Below are 16,096 nucleotides of genomic sequence, written 5' to 3' on the forward strand. Positions count from 1 at the left end.
ATATTCCCCTAGTTTATCAATTCCTTCAAAAAGGAAGGCGCACTTTCCAAGCTGTAATAAAAGGTGACTTCTTCGCCGTCAAAGACCGTATTCTTCTTAAAGGTGATCTCACAAATAAAGATGTCCGGATTCACCTCGCAAGTATCCAAAACCGTTTGAATCTGCTTTGGATCTTTTAAAACTGCTGCCTTTTTAAAGTAAGATGAATATTTGGGCTCTAACATAGATAATTCCTCCAATGCCTTTTTCCGTTTGGACGGATCGCATACATACACTTGAATTTCCTTTACATCATCTGCAGTCGGCCGCAGGGAGCGCAGCGACTTATGCTCATCCAGCCACTTCAATGTGCGGGTATCGGTGTCCAGCAGATTGAGATTGACCCCATCAACCGTATAGCCATTGCCCGGTACCAAGGTCTTGAAGGTGAGACAGACGCTGGCACAGGGGCGCTTTTTATCCAACTGTTCTTCATAGGTGCGATCAAGAAAATCCGCATCTAAGCATTTTAAAAAGGACTTGCGCTCATGTTCGTTAATCTGGATATCCTCATAGCTAAAAGACGAATAGACGCTCAGCTCACCCTTGTTCAGCCGTTTTAGATTGCTTGCCAGATACAAATTTTTATATTCGCTGGATTCATAGATTTTTTTATAGGAAGCATTGCTGCAGAAGAACGATTCATCTACTAGATAGCTTCGCTGTAAATCCACTCCGTCTTTGTAATAATGAACTCCAAAGACCAGCCCGTCTTCTGCGGTCGGCATTTTTTGCGAATAAGCGGAAAGAATGTCCCGGTGCAGGGCGGCGATCGCCTGAATGTTTCCAGGCGTTTGATAAATTTCCTGTGCTGTTTTGCGGCCTCCTTTAAAGTAAGAGGGATCAAAACGGGGATCGCTTTCCCGAAGAGAAGCATCGTCCACCGCAACCTTGGAGACCAAAGCAGTATCGGGAATACGATTTTCATACCCAGTCCAATCAAAAATCAAAACGCACAAAAAGAGGATGGCGACTGCTGCGTAAGCGGCAAAGGCTTTTAATGCGGCAAGATCGAAAATGTGCAGCGACTTTTTTACCACCATTCGGCTGATGAGAAATGCTACCAGGCCGCCGCCGGCAAATCCGGCATAGGTGATCCATTTGGCACTCTGGCTGGAGAATAGAACCAATCCGGCCAGCGTCATACCAAAGAAGGTCAGCAGAAAACAGGCTGCTGTGTCCATCCCCCTGAAAACAAATGCTTTCTGGGTTCGCTCCAATTTACGCTTTTGATAGAAGAGGGATGAAAGGCTAAGCAAAATCAGACTGCCGGCCAGGTAAACCATGATCAACGGCGTCGACGGGGTTACAACCGATGGGTTTGTCAAACCAGTAAACGGTGAAAGACTGGTGATCAAAGCTTGCATGCTATCTCCCGTAACGTAACCGAAGAGAAATGCGCTGAAATAATAGGTCAACATGGTCATAAAAGTCGTAGCTAGAAAATTAAACCCGATCGCCGTAAAAAACTGAATGATGCCGCTTCCGCTGAGCACTGCGGCAAAAACAGAAATGGCATACACACATAGGACTGTCAGCAGTGTCTGACCGATCCAGCACAAAACCAAATGGTGGGAGAACACGTTCATATGGGATAAAATAGCGCTTTCATTTATGCTGCCCAATTCCTGCATATACGAAGTGGTTTTGGAAAAATACACAGGCTTGGCCAAAAAAAGCAGGACTATTCCGGTCAATATGACAGGAAGCGTGCTGAACAAAAGACCGGAAAGCACATTGGTATTGAACAGCCGATTCCTGGTAAATGGAAGCGCATGCATGATTGTTGCCGAACTGCGGCTGTACAAATAGCGGAATACCAAACTAGCGGCAATAACCGGCACCAACAGGCTGAGTGCTGCGTAAAACGGATAGGCCTGATTCAGCAGCGGATTTATAAAGCCTGCAAGACGGCCTTCATGTTTATAGTTAGCCAGAATCGGGACAATACCAGCAACTAAATAGGCTAGAAACGCAACTACCGGCAGTGCCCAGAACCTGCGGAAATTTTCTTTAATCATAGGTGCGGATAAGCTAAAATAAGATGTCTTCATTTTCTGCGCCTCCCAGTTCATAAATAAAAATTTCTTCCAGTGTGAGGGGCAGCATGTCAAAAATAGCCGGGTGGGTGGACCGAATCTGACTTTCTACCTTCTCTTTTTTCTCTCGGACAATGAGCAAATCCACGGAGCCGCGCCTTTCCTGATGCAGGATGTTAAGGCCTTGGTATGGATTCTCCATTGGCTGGCGGTAAGCAATCTGAATCTTATGCACGTCGGACTTTAGGTCATCCAAATCACGCTCAATGACCATGGAGCCAGCTGATAAAATACCGATACAGTCACAAACGCCCTCCATTTCCCTAAGATTATGAGACGAAACTAGTACAGTCATTTCTCTGTCTGCCACATCATCCATGACTAACTGCCAGACCAGCTTGCGCACAATCGGATCCAGACCGTCAATGGGTTCATCCAAAATCAAATAATCCGGATGAGCTGCCATGACCAGCGCAAAGGCAGCCTGCTTCTGCATGCCCTTGGAAAATTGAGACAGCTTCCTGCGCAAATCCAGTTTAAAGCGCATAATGGTAGCGTCGAACTGGCTCTGATCCCAGGTCGGATAGAGACCGCGGAAAAAGTTGGCCAGATCGGTCAAATTATAGCAAGATAAAAAATAAAGATCATCGGGAATATATCCTACTCTTTCCTTAATGGCCAGATTGTCGTAAACAGGCTGTCCGGCAATGGTGATTCGTCCGCTGTCGGGCCGCAGCACTCCGGTAATATGTTTAATAATTGTTGTTTTTCCTGCTCCATTGGTTCCAACAAGTCCATAAATGGAACCCTTTTTTATCGTTATGTCTAAATTTTTTAAAGCCTGAAAACTATCAAAACTTTTATTGACCTTTTCGACCTTGATCATTTCCAGCCCTCCTTCTCATTCAATACTTCTTCAAAGAGACGTCGAATTTCTGGCGGGGTGACACCCAGATAAAAGAGCTCTGCGACTTCATTGCGGATCCGATCCATGACTTCAGCCACTTTCTTGGGATCAGCGTTGGCATTCGCCTGGTCAGCGGCAAATGTACCCAGCCCGGATGAAGTATAGACATAGCCCTGCCGTTCCAGTTCCCGGTATGCCTTTTGAACGGTGTTTGGATTCACAGTCAGCATTCGGGACAGCTCCCGAACAGAAGGCAATTTTTCTCCGCTCTTCAAAACGCCGGAAATAATCATCTCTTTTAAGTTGTCAACCACCTGCTCGTAAATGGATTTACGGCTTTTTAGGTCCAGTTGAAACATACGGCAAGAACCCCCATTCTTTTAGTATATTAAGTGTACTATCTCGCATAGTACACTGTCAAGAGGAATCTTTACGAGCCGCTGAAAAAATGGTATAGTAAACACATCAGAAAAGCGGCTGCGCCGCAGAGAAAGGGGAAACATACATGAATGGAAGCAAAAAACCCGTGATCAGCGCCCCCGATAGCAATGGGGTCCGCTATTATCAAATGGGGCAGCAGGTCTCTGAGCCCGCGCCGCCATCCGGTGAAACAGGCAGCCAGCCGCAAGAGGAAGAGACGGCACTTCCAGTTTTTGAAGAAGGCGGGGAACTTGATCAGGCGGCAGATGGGAATATAAAACCAGGGGAGGAAGCAGGTTCCGGAGGAGCGGGCGGATCTGGAATTCCGCCGGAGGCATGCAGCGGTGGACCTGGGGGACCCGGGGGCCGGAAAAAATCGCTGAAAAAGCCGCTGATCATCTTTGGCTGTATTCTGCTGGCCATGGTCCTTTTGGGCGTGTCCTGCAGCCGGATGGAGCGAAATTCCGACAGCCAGTACGCCAAGATCAGCGATGACCATATCAGCGTGCTGCATATTAACGGAACTATCAGCGGCGAAAGCAGCGATTCACTGTACAGTGAGAACACCTATAATCATCAGTGGGTTCTCAATCGGCTGGACGACGCAATCGGCAATCCCAACAATAAAGGGCTGATTCTTTATGTCAATACGCCGGGCGGTGGAGTTTACGAAACGGATGAGATTTATCTCAAAGTAAAAGAATATCAACAGACAGGAAGGCCAGTTTATTCAGCAATGGGGTCCATGGCGGCTTCCGGAGGCTACTATCTTTCCGCGCCTGCAGACAAGATTATTGCCAACCGCAACTGTTGGACCGGCTCTATCGGTGTGACCATCGGCACACTTTTCGACGTTTCTGAGTTTTTGCAGAAATATGGGATCAAAACGGTAACCATCACATCGGGAAAAAACAAGGCCATGGGAAGTTCGGTCGATCCAATGACAAAGGAACAAAAAGAAATTTTTCAATCTCTGGTTGACGAAGCTTATGAGCAGTTTGTAGGAATTGTTGCCGAGGGAAGGCATATGGACGTAAGTCAGGTGAAAAAACTGGCTGACGGCAGAATTTACACGGCAAAACAGGCGTTGTCCAACGGGCTCATTGATCAGATCGGAACGCTGGATGAAGCTGTTTCCGACATAAAGAACCAGTATGGCCTTGAAGAATGTGAAGTTTACAATATGAAATACGAAAACACAAGTCTGCTGGGCGGGCTTTTGGGACAGATAAAGGAGCTGAACAAAGGCGGAAGCAAGGGCGATGTGGCAGCATTACTGGAGCTGATGAGCGATCAGGGCGAGGTGCCCATCAGCTATATGTCGGAGCTTCGCAAATAAGGTGATTGGTCTGACGGGGGCGCGGCGCAAGCGGCCCCCGTTTTTAGAAGCGTGCCTGGCCGGGAGTCTTGTGCAAATAGCCAGGGGTTCTGGCGGGGTATGGATGAACGTTACCACAACCACGGAGGAAAAAACTATGAACCGAATTTTAATAATCGAGGATGATCCCACTCTCAATGAAGGAATTGCCATGACCCTGGAGGGACCGGACGTTCATCTGCAGCGGGCGGAAACCCTCAAACAAGCCAGAGAAATCATAAAGGCGCAGCTGCCGGATTTGATTCTCCTGGATGTGAACCTGCCCGACGGCAATGGATTTGAATTTTGTAAAGAACTCAGGCGGCAGACGGACCTGCCGATTATTTTTCTCACGGCCAACGATATGGAGCTGGACATCGTCCGCGGACTGGAGCTGGGCGGAGATGATTATATTACCAAGCCTTTCAGCCTGATGATCCTGCGGGCCAGGGTCAACTCCGTGCTGCGGCGCCGAGGAGATAAGCAGACTGCGGAGCAGAGTGCTCTTTTCCGCAGCGGCGGCCTGAATTTGGATTTTTACAATATGAATTTTTCAAGAGACGGACAACCGGTCATCCTCAGCAGGACGGAACAAAAATTGCTCAAGCTGCTGGTGGTCAACCAGGGACAGGTTTTATCCAAAGAACTGCTTTTGGATCGGGTATGGGGGACCGAATATGTGGACGACCATGCGCTGACGGTGACCATAAAGCGGCTGCGGGACAAGCTGGGCACCAGGCAGATCAAAAGCATCTATGGGATCGGATACAGATGGGAGAAAGAAGATGAATGAACAAAGGCAAATCAGTAATAAATGGTTTTATAAGGTTTATGGAATTTATGGCGCTGTTTTCATTTTAATCTGCGCAGGGCTCACAGCAGTTTGTTTCCTGGACATCTACATTCGGTTTATCGTACCCGCCGCTCTGGCGCTCCTGGCCTTGACGGCGGTTTTGTTTGTGCTGCATCTCAAACAAGGTGTGCTGTTGATTTTTGATCAATGCAATGAACTTCTGGATCAGGCGATTGCCGGCAGCCCGCTGCCCATGGTCAATGAAGAAACCGAACTTGCGGCCTTTGCGGTTAAGCTGGCAAGATTTGTGGCTATGCGGGATAAAGCCTTCCAAGATGCTAAAGTACAGAAAAACCAAATTGAAACGCTGCTGGCGGATATTTCCCATCAAACGAAAACACCCATCGCCAACATTCTCCTTTATAGCCAGCTGATTGCGGAAAGATCCCTTGAAAACCGAGAGCTGATTGAAAAGCTGGCCAGTCAGTCAGAAAAACTGCAGTTTTTAATCCGCAGGCTGGTGGAAATGTCCCGATTGGAAAACGGCATTATACGATGTGACGTCAGGGAGGGGCAGCTGCGCGATTTTCTCCTTCAGGTTATCGGCGACTATTATGATAAGGCGCAAGGGAAAAATCAGGAGATTCTGCTGGAATGTCCCCAGGATGCCGCCGCTGTTTTTGACAGCAAGTGGCTCAGGGAAGCGGTGGGAAATATTGTTGATAACGGGATTAAGTATACTCCCATTGGAGGCAACATCAAGCTTTCGGTAACCATCTACGAAATGTTTGCAAGGATTGATATTTCCGATACGGGACGGGGTATCACGGAAGAGGACATTCCTAAGATCTTTGAAAGATTCTACCGGGGCGCGGACGCCGCCGCTGACGAAGGTCTGGGCCTGGGACTCTATCTTGCCCGGGAAATGATAAGCGCCCAGAGGGGATATATAAAAGTGAGCTCTGAGCCGGAAAAAGGCAGCTGCTTCAGCGTTTTTATTCCGGCCTTTGCCTGAAAAATATCAAAACTGTTACTTTTCCGAGAGAGTCTGGTTACTATTATCCATTAGACTATAGCCATAATAAACGAGGAGGGGCATAAAGATGTCTGTATTAAAAACAGTAAACTTAAAAAAATATTATGGCAAGGGAGCAAGCCTTGTAAAAGCGCTGGACGGCGTGAATCTGGAAGTGAAGCAGGGAGAATTTGTAGCCATCGTGGGAACATCCGGAAGCGGCAAGAGTACGCTGCTGCACATGATGGGCGGACTGGATCGGGCCACGGAAGGGAAGGTATACATCAATGATCACGATATTTTTTCCATGAAAGATGATGAACTGACTATTTTCAGAAGAAGGAATATCGGGTTTGTGTTTCAGAACTATAACCTGGTGCCGATTTTAAATGTATATGAAAACATTGTGCTGCCCATGGAACTGGATGGACACAGAGCTGAGCGGGGATATGTGGACCATATCATACACATTCTGGGCCTGACGGAAAAAAAGACCCAGATGCCCAATCAGCTTTCCGGCGGACAGCAGCAGAGAGTGGCGATCGCGCGGGCCCTGGCGACAAAGCCGGCGATCATCCTCGCCGATGAGCCGACGGGAAACCTGGACAGTGCCACAAGCCAGGATGTGATCAGTCTGCTCAAGACCACCAGCCGCGAGTTCGAACAGACCATGGTGATGATTACCCATAATGAAGAAATCGCCCAGACGGCTGACCGCATCGTTCGCATTGAAGACGGAAAGATCGTCAGAAGGTAGGTGGCTGGCATGTATGAGACGCAAAATAAAAAGGTGATCAACCGCCTGGCTAAATCCGACCTGAAATCGAAAAAGATGGGAAATCTCTTCACCATGATTACCATCGTTATCGCCGCCAGCTTGCTGCTGGTAATGGGCTTGTTTCCCGGAACCGTAAAACTGGATCTGCAGCGCCAGCTGGAATACGCCCAGGATGTCATGTACATGGGTGTAACCAAAGATCAGATCAAAAATCTGCAAAAGGACGACCGGTTTTCCTATATGACCTATGATAAGATGGGCGAACGCATGGAAATGGATGACTATATTATTTTCCATGTGTATTTTGACGGCGCTTCAACGAAAATCAAAACAACAGAACTCACAGAAGGAAAACTGCCGGAAAAAAAGAACGAGGTTTTAGTATCGAAAGGCTACATGAAAAAAATTGGAAAGAAGGCCGAAGTGGGGACAAAGATTGAGGTGCCGCTCCTTTCCGGTAAAACAGAAGTGTGTGTTGTTTCAGGCTTTACCAAAGACGTAAAGAATACAAATATTTATCAGATCCGCCATTCCAGGGCTTATGCGGAAAAGGGGAGTACCTTAAAGGATGTAAACTACGACGTGCTGGCAAAGGTGGCAGGCGCCAAGTCCATGACCCAGGATCAATTTTTAAACGTGATTCGGGATGCGGCAAAGAAGGCGGCGATTCCCAGAAGCCAGGTGAATGAAAATAACCATTTTGTTGGTACCCTGCCAGCCGGTAAGTTCGATCCGGAAATGGTGACCATTGCCATTGTGGGAATCATTATCCTGGCAGCCGGAATTATGGTTATCTACAGTATCTTCTATATCTCCGTAACCGGCAAGACAAGGCAGTATGGACAGCTGCGGACACTGGGCATGACCAGAAAGCAAATCCGAAAGCTTGTCAGGCGGGAAGGCTTTATCCTGGCCCTGCGGTCTCTGCCCATCGGATTGGCGCTGGGAGGAATCTTCTCTTATGCCGCCAGACCGGGAGGCTTTTCGCTGACCAATACGGTGGTAATGGCATTGATCGTTATAGCCATTATTCTGATAACCGTTTTGCTATCGATCCTCAAGCCGGCGAAAATGGCGTCCATGATATCACCGATCGAGGCTGCCAACTACTCGGCTTACCAGGGAGAAGGTGGGAAAGCGCAGACGAAAAAACTGCAGAGAAAAATCACCCCCTTTACCCTGGCCAAAATGAATAGCGCCAGAAACCGCAAAAAGACTTTTGTAACCATGCTTTCACTGGGCATTGGAGGCATACTCTTTATCGGCGCCGTTACCTTTGCCGTGTCCATGGATAAAGAAAAATTCGTGCGCCAGGGGCCGTTTGAGGCCGGAGAATTTGTGATCGAGATCTCCGGCAATGCTTCGGAAACCGCCAAGCATGGTGAAATGGAAATCAAGCTGCAAAAGCCCTTCAGCGATCAGCTTTATGATCAGGTGAACGACATTCCGGGCGTTAAGAAGATTCACTCTTTTCCGGGCGCGGAGATTGAATACGATTATCAGGATCAAAGCAAGGCTGCTGATACCGTGTCGTTGTTTACAAGAGACGAAGTACCTGAGATCAAAAAATGCCTTGAGTCCGGCGCTTTGGATTATGATGATATGTTGAAAAATGATAAGATTCTCATTCGCGGCAATGACCAGGCAGAAGAGATTTTCGGCTGGAGATTTGAAATCGGGGATGAGGTAACACTTCACTATTGGGATGGCAAAGAGAAGACCAAGACCTACCAGGTGGCAGGGACGATCGATAATTATAAAGATGGATTTTTAAACGGATGGTTCCTGCTCCCCGATGAAGAGGTGGAAAGGCAGGTTCCTGGGGTGGATCTGACTGATACGTGGATTGTTTCGACAGACCCGGAGTCTACAAACAAGGTAGAGGCTTCTCTGGACCGGCTGATGGAACAGAATCCAAACCTGATCATGACGGCGCTGAGAACCCACAGGGTTGAATATGAGGCCAGCGCCAACCAGATGATCTTGGCTATCCTCGTTATGGTACTCTTTATCGTACTGTTCAGCATGATCAATCTTATCAATACGTTGATTACCAATTTCATGTCCCAGCGAACCGAACTGGCTATGCTTCAGTCCATCGGTATGACAAGAGGGCAGATCAAAACGCTGGTAATAGGAGAAGGCTTGGTGCTGGCTGTGGGCAACGTGATCATTTCCCTGCTCTTCGGATCTCTTTTGGGCTACGGTGTCTGCAGGCTGTTCGGGTACATGGGCGTTGATTATATGGTTTACCAATTTCCTTTGGCATATAGTTTGATTTACATTGGGGTCGTGGTACTGGTTCCATGCCTGATTGCGCTCTTTATGATCCGAAAGTTCAAGGGGCAGAGTCTGGTAGAACGGCTGCGAGAAATATAGCAATGATCGTCACCCTCAGCGTGTCGCTTTTCAACCACCAGCTCGTGGATGGTGAAAAGAGTATACGATGCGAGCCCTGTTGAGCATCTTATACCTTGCAACCTGTGTACTTTCAGGGTTCGCTGAGGGCTGGCGTATTCCATAGGAATTCCCTATTCAAATAGGACCAGACCGAAATACCGTCCGTCCGCGCCCTTTTCGGTTACCACGTCGATTTCATAGCCATTGGCCCGTACAGTTGCGAAAACATCGATGCCGCAGCCTTCCATCGAAGGAATTGTTTTTTTAGGAAAGCGGCATCTGTTCAAGGAACAGGTGCTGCAGAGCATGCAGGGGCCGGAGCCGAACGCAATGGTTTTATAATAACCGTCTAAAAAGAGTTCTCGGGATAAAGCAACGGCAGCCTGCTTGATATCTCCACAGCGCGAGGTAAAGAGAATGCCTTTGTTAAATGCATCCAGCATCTTCTGCGTGCGGTCATAGTCCGGCGTATAAGGCGGACAGCACAGGTTGGTGCCGTAGCAATCACATCCATATTGGCAGCGGTAGCGCGTCCAGGCCGCAGTTTTTACAGTCCTGGCGTCGATGACTTTCGCCTCATCCATCCCCAGACGGCTCAGTAGATCAAAATACTTTTTCAATGGTATCCTCCTTGGGTAATCGGTTGTCTTTGAGGTAAAGTATATAGAACCATAAGAAAATTTGCAAGCTGCACAAAATTTTTAGTGTACATTTGGCTTGTTTTTGTGTATAATAATCTACAGTGCAGATTATTCATATAGTCTGCTGAACAGGCTCCCGTAGCTCAGGGGATAGAGCGTCGGTTTCCGAAGCCGTGCGTCGCACGTTCGATTCGTGTCGGGAGCACCACGTAAAAACCCGCCATAACGCAGTGTTTCAAGCGTTTGGCGGGTTTTTTGCTTTTGATGAATGAGAAAGGGTCCGCCCGGCACGCTTAAACAGTGCCAAGCTAACTTTTATTTCTCCCCTTTACCAGGACCAATTAGAATACGAATCATAGCATGACAGTGGGCAGCGAGCTCTTCTTTTTCATCGTCAGCAAGCGCTGATGCTGCATCACTTAATTGGAATAAAGACAGTAGAAACGCGAGTTCATTTTCTCCGTAGGGATTAGAGAGCAGTGCCAGCGGATCCGTATTAAGTCCGTCAGCGACTACTTCAACTGTATCAATTCTTGAGCTGCTGTTTCCTTTCAGTATGTCCTGCAACGTAGTCCGTGAGATGCCAATTTCATTTGAAAACTCAGCCAGCGTCTTGTTGCTGTTTTTATAAGCGATCTTCACACTGTTGGAAAAATTATCTTGCAATGTCATGTTATCCCTCCCTTCAAGCTTATGGTAAGGGGATTCGACAAAATACGATAGAACAAAGTACCGGTATAACATACCAATATACCGGCCAAAGGACAATCCTGTTGAGAAAACGGTCAAATTGTTGAAATTGCAGACGCCGTAGGGCCGAAAGCGAACAAAAAAACGGTTAAGGAATCTGTTACGAAGCCATAATAATATTAACGAAATGGGGTGATAAAAATGAAGGAAATGATAGGCCATGAGCAGTTGAAAGAGTATGTGGTTTTTTTAGAGGAAGAAGAGCGAAGCTCGTCAACAATCGAAAAATATACCAGAGATATCCGCGCTTTTCTGCTCTTTACTGGTGGGCAGGAAATTACAAAGAATTTGGTTATTTCCTACAAGGAAAAGCTGAAAGCAGCGTATGCACCGGCAAGTATTAATTCAATGTTAGTCGCAATCAATGGATTTTTGCAATACTTAAAGCTGCAGGAATGCTGTGTCAAACAACTGAAAATTCAGAAGCGGATTTTTCAGGACGAGCAAAAAGAACTGACAAAAGCAGAATATATGAGGCTGCTCAAAACAGCGGAAAACAGAAGAAATGAGCGGCTTTTTCTGCTGCTGCAAACCATCTGCGCTACCGGAATCCGGGTTGGAGAACTAAAGTTTGTCACAGCAGAAGCGATTGAACAGGGAAAAGCGGCTGTAGATAATAAAGGAAAGAACCGTATCGTTTTTCTCCCGGGAAAGCTCTGTAAGGCACTGAAAAAATACAGAAAGAAACGGGGAATTACCACAGGGAGTATCTTTGTTACCAGAACGGGAAAACCACTGGATCGAAGCAATATCTGGAAAGAAATGAAAGGATTGTGCGAAGAGGCAGGGGTTTCGGTGAAAAAGGTGTTTCCCCACAATCTGCGCCACCTTTTTGCGCGCTGCTACTACGCCATGCACAGAGACATCGCCAGATTAGCCGATATCCTGGGGCATAGCAGCATAGATACGACCCGCGTCTATATGGTATCTACAGGTAGTGAACACCGTTCACAAATTGAACAATTAAAACTTGCCTGTATGAACCCGTGACCCAACCAAAAAACCACATAATCGAAATTATGTGGCGGTACTCTTAAAGCCCAGACAGAATTAAGTAGTTTTAGTATAAAACCATCCTATACATTTGTCAATGGCTCGCCGTAAAAATCGCTTTAAACGTGTAAAGTTCTTAGTTTCTATCAGGGAAAATCCAATCATATCCATCAATTTCTTATTTATGTAATTATTTATTTTTTCGATTAAAAGTGATGTCGGTACCGGTTACCACATAATTTCGATTATGTGGTAACCCGAAACGGAGCGTATCAAAATCTTGCCTGCGTAAAGGCGGCTGAGAATAGATATCGACCTCATTTTATGCGATAAGACAGCGCAAATTAATCACTACGAGGGAAACAGCGGGGAAGCTAAGCAGAATACCGCTGTTTTCTTGATTTTATCGTATATTTGGTAAGGACAGGAAACCCGTACATCGTATACTTCCAATAAAAAAGAGCGGCGGTTTTCAGGCTTTGGATCGCCTGATTGGGACAATGTGAAAAAGAAGGGACTGATTTTAGCTTTATGTCTACGAACAAACAGCGGCAAGTACCAGCGAAGGGTACAAGGCATCGTGCGCTTACGGTGGTCGGTGTTGTGCTGTGCATTATTCTGATACCTGTGCTTGCGATCAACATTACACTAATTGTCAAAAGCTACATCCATGATGAAGAGGTGCCGAGCGTGGGCGGATATCTGCCCATGATCGTAATGACGGACTCCATGTATCCGCAGATCCACAGCGGCGACCTGATTATCTGCCGCACGACAGATGCGCAGACCGTGAAAAAAGGCGACGTGATCGCCTTCTTCGATCCGGCGGGAAACGGCAGCAGCGTAGTCACGCACCGGGTAGTCAAGGTTGTGAAAAAGGATGGAGCGCTGTCCTTCCGAACCCGGGGCGATGCCAACAATACGGCTGATGCAGAGCTGGTTCCCGCAGAAAACCTGGTGGGCACCTATGTGAAACGGATCCCCGGGGCCGGAAACGCGGCGATGTTTTTACAAACTGTACCGGGACTCATCGTTTGCGTGATTTTGCCTCTGATTCTGCTGATTGGATACGACTTTATCCGCCGCAGGAGATATGAAAAGAAAAAAGCGCAGGATACCGATGCACTGCTGGCGGAGCTGCAGGCGCTGAGAGAAGAAAAAAGCAGTCCGCCTCCTGGGAAATCCGGCCCTGAGAACAGGGCATCCGGCAGGAAGAGCTGACCATTTACTGTCATGTCTGTCCCCATGCCACGATGGAGATTGAATGGAATAAAAGCCGCGTTTTATGGTATAAGAAATTATATGTTTTATCAGCGGCGCATTACCGGGCAGCTGTGCGCAAAAATTGCTGCACAGGGCGCGGATCAAAAAGATGAAGGAAAGGAGTAATATGCAATGAAAAAGAACAAAGCAATGCGGCTGGCATCCTGTCTGCTGGTGCTCACTCTGCTGACGGCCTGCATGATCAGCGGGACGTTTGCCAAATATGTGTCCGGCGACACGACCAGCGATACGGCCAAGGTCGCCAAGTGGGGTGTAACTGCCCAGGCCAGCGGTTCGCTGTTTGGAAAGGCCTATAACAGCAATACAGCAGTAACTGACGGAGATGAGATTGCTGCCACTTCCACAAACGTCTCCGGCACAGACAATGTAGTAGCCCCAGGCACGAAAAACACCAAGGGCCTGATCCTGAGCATTTCCGGCACACCGGAAGTAGCCAATACGGTCGCTGCCGCGGTACCCAAAGACAAGACCAATAGTGACATTTTTCTGAAAGAGGGTACTTATGGGGTGATGGCGGAAGCGAACGGCGTGACAGCGGCTAATGTGACTGACTATTATACGCTTACTGACGGTACCTATAGCCCTGCAACAGCTTATAATGATGGAACCACCTATTATGAGTTAACCGATAAGGCGGAAGTTGCTGCTGAATATAAGCCGATAAAGTGGACTTTGACCAAGAAGGCGGATGGTAGTACCGTGACCCCGGCTGATACAGAGGCGCTTCTTACAGCAGTAGGGACAGTATTCGGCACGCCTGCAAATGATGCAGGCGTAGATCTGGATAAAAGCTGCACCATCACCTGGGAATGGCCGATTGATGATAACAGCAAGAAAGGTCTCAACGATGGCGCCGATACAATCCTCGGCCATCTGATAAAAGAAAATAATAACGTCGTAAAGCTGGAATCAGGTAAGACAACCTATCAGGCAGTGGCTGCTGCTGACTACAGCACAGAGCTGGCCTTCAACGTCGAGCTGTCTGTAACCCAGACCGACTAACGTTTTCAAAGGAAGCTTTTATACATAAGGAACTCCGCCGGCCTGCCGTGGCCGGTCCGGCAGAGTTCTCTTTTGCTTTTTCGAAAATCCGCAAAACCAGGGGTTTTCGAAAAAGTAAAAGTCTGGCCAGAGAATAAAGAAAAGGGAGGTAGCTGTCGATGAAACGACAATCCGGCGCTGAGCTGCGAACTCAGGAAAAGAAAAACAAGCGCAGAGGATTCATGATCGTAATCGCACTGCTGATCATTTCTCTGTTGTCCAGTGCGGCGGCTTTGGCTGACCGTCTGGCTGACCACATCCCGGCGGAGCGGGAGACAATCGCGCTCACAAATTCAGACGGCTCCAAAAACGTGACCGATATGGAGCTTTTGCGCATATCCGGCAAAAACGGTGAAAGGCAAATCGTGGCTGCGGGAGAAAACGGTGAAGAACTCATCGCTCCTGGCATGATAAAAAACCATACCTTTCAAATAAGAAACGTGGAAGACATTTCAATGGACTATACCGTGACCGCAGAGCCAAAGATAGAGCCGGCCTCAACGGACGTTCCCCTGGAAATCCGATTGAGGACGCAAGACGGAGACTACCTGATCGGCGGTCCCGATCAATGGGTTTCCTTAAAGGAGATAAATGAGGCGGAAGGAAAAACCACCCTGGATGTGAACCAGGCGGACGAATACACACTGCAATGGCGGTGGCCCTTTGATTCCGGCGACGACACTTACGATACCCAATTGGGAAATACGGCACTGAAACAAGAGCTTATTCTGTCCGTCAGGCTTAAGACCGTCGCCACGCCCACGCCGGATCCGCTGCCGCCGACAGAACCGACAGAGACGATCCCCCAGCAGCCAACAACACCAGTACCGGATGAAAGCAGCCAGCCGGAGCAGGACAAAAACCCTGCGCAGACAGAGAAAGACCGTCAGAAAATCAGCTCTGGCGGCGGAACGGATGCGACTCAAGAAAAAGGCAAAGGAGGCCCGGCAAAGACCGGCGACCGCAGTTACCTGCCATATATCCTTCTGGCAGCGGCTGCCCTCCTGGTAACTGTGCTGGTGCTGATCAAACGGGACAAAAAGAAGGAGGAGACAAATTCTGAAGGCCAAAAGAAATCATAAACGAATCGGGATCGGGAGGCTCTGCCTGCTGGCAGTCGCCGCCCTGATCATCGGTTTGAACGTATATTATTTTAACGCGCACCGTCTGGCGGGAAACTCCCTGCCGATGCCTTTCGGGTACGGAGCGGCAGTCGTATTGTCAGGAAGCATGGAGCCTGCCCTCTCCACCGATGACCTGATTTTTGTCCGTAAGACCGGCGACCTGAAAGCAGGGAACATCATTGTGTATCAGGATCGGGCCCAGCTGGTGGTTCACAGGATCATCGCTCTGGATGAGAATACCGTACGAACCAAAGGCGATGCCAACCAGGCAGCCGACCCGCCAGTTGACCGGTCGCAGGTCAAAGGTACGGTGATTGGACATATACCCTGGGCAGGACGACTTGTCAGCGCACTGCAGACTCCGGCGGCGATTTTTGGAATTCTCATTGCCGCAATCGCGCTCATCGAATGGTCCTATCGCCGGGAGAAAGCCTGCGCAGATCGGCAGCAGCAGCGCATCCGAAGTGAAATCGAACGTTTAAAGCAGGAAAAGGACAGAGATCAGAAATAAGGAA

The 16,096-nt window shown here is 48.2% G+C and carries 15 protein-coding genes and 1 tRNA gene; 11 read left to right on the forward strand and 5 right to left on the reverse strand.

The features are described from left to right. Window positions 1-8 precede the first annotated feature (8 nt). Genes NIA71_RS17850 through NIA71_RS17860 form a run of 3 tightly spaced genes read right to left on the reverse strand, consistent with a single transcriptional unit; the run spans window position 9 to window position 3,344 of the window. On the reverse strand, window positions 9-2,093 hold the full coding sequence (locus NIA71_RS17850) for a hypothetical protein (RefSeq protein WP_253021121.1): 2,085 nt from the start codon (window positions 2,091-2,093) through the stop codon (window positions 9-11). Further along, window positions 2,074-2,964, reverse strand: a complete 891-nt coding sequence (locus tag NIA71_RS17855) for an ABC transporter ATP-binding protein (protein WP_148395523.1) — start codon at window positions 2,962-2,964, stop codon at window positions 2,074-2,076. Before NIA71_RS17855 ends, NIA71_RS17850 begins: the two co-directional genes overlap by 20 nt. Beyond that, window positions 2,961-3,344 carry a GntR family transcriptional regulator gene (locus NIA71_RS17860; RefSeq protein ID WP_148395524.1) on the reverse strand — a complete coding sequence of 128 codons (384 nt, stop codon included), beginning with the start codon at window positions 3,342-3,344 and terminating at the stop codon, window positions 2,961-2,963. The genes NIA71_RS17855 and NIA71_RS17860 overlap by 4 nt, the downstream gene beginning before the upstream one ends. A 146-nt stretch (window positions 3,345-3,490) precedes the next feature. On the opposite strand from NIA71_RS17860, the gene sppA reads away from it, so the two are divergent. The 5 genes from sppA to NIA71_RS17885 all read left to right on the forward strand — a co-directional run bounded on the left by sppA (window position 3,491) and on the right by NIA71_RS17885 (window position 9,727). Further along, window positions 3,491-4,744 (forward strand): signal peptide peptidase SppA, encoded by a 1,254-nt coding sequence (gene sppA, locus NIA71_RS17865; RefSeq protein ID WP_253021122.1) that lies wholly within the window; start codon window positions 3,491-3,493, stop codon window positions 4,742-4,744. Between the two features lie 136 nt (window positions 4,745-4,880). Further along, window positions 4,881-5,555: a response regulator transcription factor gene (locus NIA71_RS17870; RefSeq protein ID WP_253021123.1), complete on the forward strand. Its 675-nt coding sequence runs from the start codon at window positions 4,881-4,883 to the stop codon at window positions 5,553-5,555. Further along, window positions 5,548-6,570 carry a sensor histidine kinase gene (locus NIA71_RS17875; protein WP_253021124.1) on the forward strand — a complete coding sequence of 341 codons (1,023 nt, stop codon included), beginning with the start codon at window positions 5,548-5,550 and terminating at the stop codon, window positions 6,568-6,570. The genes NIA71_RS17870 and NIA71_RS17875 overlap by 8 nt, the downstream gene beginning before the upstream one ends. Before the next feature lie 88 nt (window positions 6,571-6,658). Continuing rightward, a complete protein-coding gene (locus NIA71_RS17880; RefSeq protein ID WP_148395528.1) occupies window positions 6,659-7,327 on the forward strand; it encodes an ABC transporter ATP-binding protein in 669 nt (222 codons plus the stop codon). Window positions 7,328-7,336: 9 nt separating this feature from the next. Continuing rightward, window positions 7,337-9,727 carry an FtsX-like permease family protein gene (locus NIA71_RS17885; protein ID WP_253021125.1) on the forward strand — a complete coding sequence of 797 codons (2,391 nt, stop codon included), beginning with the start codon at window positions 7,337-7,339 and terminating at the stop codon, window positions 9,725-9,727. Between the two features lie 152 nt (window positions 9,728-9,879). On the opposite strand, the gene NIA71_RS17890 is transcribed toward NIA71_RS17885, so the two are convergent. Continuing rightward, window positions 9,880-10,368, reverse strand: coding sequence for a DUF2284 domain-containing protein (locus tag NIA71_RS17890; protein WP_253021126.1), 489 nt, complete (start codon window positions 10,366-10,368; stop codon window positions 9,880-9,882). A 153-nt stretch (window positions 10,369-10,521) separates the two neighbouring features. On the opposite strand from NIA71_RS17890, the gene NIA71_RS17895 reads away from it, so the two are divergent. Continuing rightward, window positions 10,522-10,597 (forward strand) — tRNA-Arg (locus NIA71_RS17895). Between the two features lie 107 nt (window positions 10,598-10,704). Here NIA71_RS17895 and NIA71_RS17900 read toward each other — a convergent pair. Next, a complete protein-coding gene (locus NIA71_RS17900; RefSeq protein WP_227754797.1) occupies window positions 10,705-11,061 on the reverse strand; it encodes a helix-turn-helix domain-containing protein in 357 nt (118 codons plus the stop codon). Between the two features lie 219 nt (window positions 11,062-11,280). On the opposite strand from NIA71_RS17900, the gene NIA71_RS17905 reads away from it, so the two are divergent. From NIA71_RS17905 to NIA71_RS17925, 5 genes are all read left to right on the forward strand, one after another. Next, complete coding sequence (locus NIA71_RS17905) at window positions 11,281-12,129, forward strand: tyrosine-type recombinase/integrase (protein ID WP_148395531.1); 849 nt, start codon at window positions 11,281-11,283, stop codon at window positions 12,127-12,129. Between the two features lie 534 nt (window positions 12,130-12,663). Next, window positions 12,664-13,353, forward strand: coding sequence for a signal peptidase I (locus NIA71_RS17910; protein ID WP_227754796.1), 690 nt, complete (start codon window positions 12,664-12,666; stop codon window positions 13,351-13,353). 174 nt (window positions 13,354-13,527) lie between these two features. Next, complete coding sequence (locus NIA71_RS17915) at window positions 13,528-14,418, forward strand: hypothetical protein (RefSeq protein ID WP_253021127.1); 891 nt, start codon at window positions 13,528-13,530, stop codon at window positions 14,416-14,418. Between the two features lie 158 nt (window positions 14,419-14,576). Next, window positions 14,577-15,539, forward strand: coding sequence for a hypothetical protein (locus NIA71_RS17920; protein WP_253021128.1), 963 nt, complete (start codon window positions 14,577-14,579; stop codon window positions 15,537-15,539). Between the two features lie 55 nt (window positions 15,540-15,594). Next, the gene (locus NIA71_RS17925; RefSeq protein ID WP_227754793.1) at window positions 15,595-16,092 is read left to right on the forward strand and encodes a signal peptidase I; all 498 of its coding nucleotides are present in this window, start codon (window positions 15,595-15,597) and stop codon (window positions 16,090-16,092) included. Window positions 16,093-16,096: the final 4 nt, after the last annotated feature.

The organism is Ihubacter massiliensis (genome assembly GCF_024125305.1).
Lineage (GTDB): Bacteria > Bacillota > Clostridia > Peptostreptococcales > Anaerovoracaceae > Hominibacterium > Hominibacterium faecale.

Coding starts and splice junctions, on each gene's coding strand:
- NIA71_RS17870 (WP_253021123.1), top strand. CDS start 4,881: ATGAACCGAATTTTAATAATCGAGGATGATCCCACTCTCAATGAAGGA.
- NIA71_RS17915 (WP_253021127.1), top strand. CDS start 13,528: ATGAAAAAGAACAAAGCAATGCGGCTGGCATCCTGTCTGCTGGTGCTC.
- NIA71_RS17920 (WP_253021128.1), top strand. CDS start 14,577: ATGAAACGACAATCCGGCGCTGAGCTGCGAACTCAGGAAAAGAAAAAC.
- NIA71_RS17875 (WP_253021124.1), top strand. CDS start 5,548: ATGAATGAACAAAGGCAAATCAGTAATAAATGGTTTTATAAGGTTTAT.
- NIA71_RS17880 (WP_148395528.1), top strand. CDS start 6,659: ATGTCTGTATTAAAAACAGTAAACTTAAAAAAATATTATGGCAAGGGA.
- NIA71_RS17860 (WP_148395524.1), bottom strand. CDS start 3,344: ATGTTTCAACTGGACCTAAAAAGCCGTAAATCCATTTACGAGCAGGTG.
- sppA (WP_253021122.1), top strand. CDS start 3,491: ATGAATGGAAGCAAAAAACCCGTGATCAGCGCCCCCGATAGCAATGGG.
- NIA71_RS17885 (WP_253021125.1), top strand. CDS start 7,337: ATGTATGAGACGCAAAATAAAAAGGTGATCAACCGCCTGGCTAAATCC.
- NIA71_RS17905 (WP_148395531.1), top strand. CDS start 11,281: ATGAAGGAAATGATAGGCCATGAGCAGTTGAAAGAGTATGTGGTTTTT.
- NIA71_RS17850 (WP_253021121.1), bottom strand. CDS start 2,093: ATGAAGACATCTTATTTTAGCTTATCCGCACCTATGATTAAAGAAAAT.
- NIA71_RS17910 (WP_227754796.1), top strand. CDS start 12,664: ATGTCTACGAACAAACAGCGGCAAGTACCAGCGAAGGGTACAAGGCAT.
- NIA71_RS17855 (WP_148395523.1), bottom strand. CDS start 2,964: ATGATCAAGGTCGAAAAGGTCAATAAAAGTTTTGATAGTTTTCAGGCT.
- NIA71_RS17900 (WP_227754797.1), bottom strand. CDS start 11,061: ATGACATTGCAAGATAATTTTTCCAACAGTGTGAAGATCGCTTATAAA.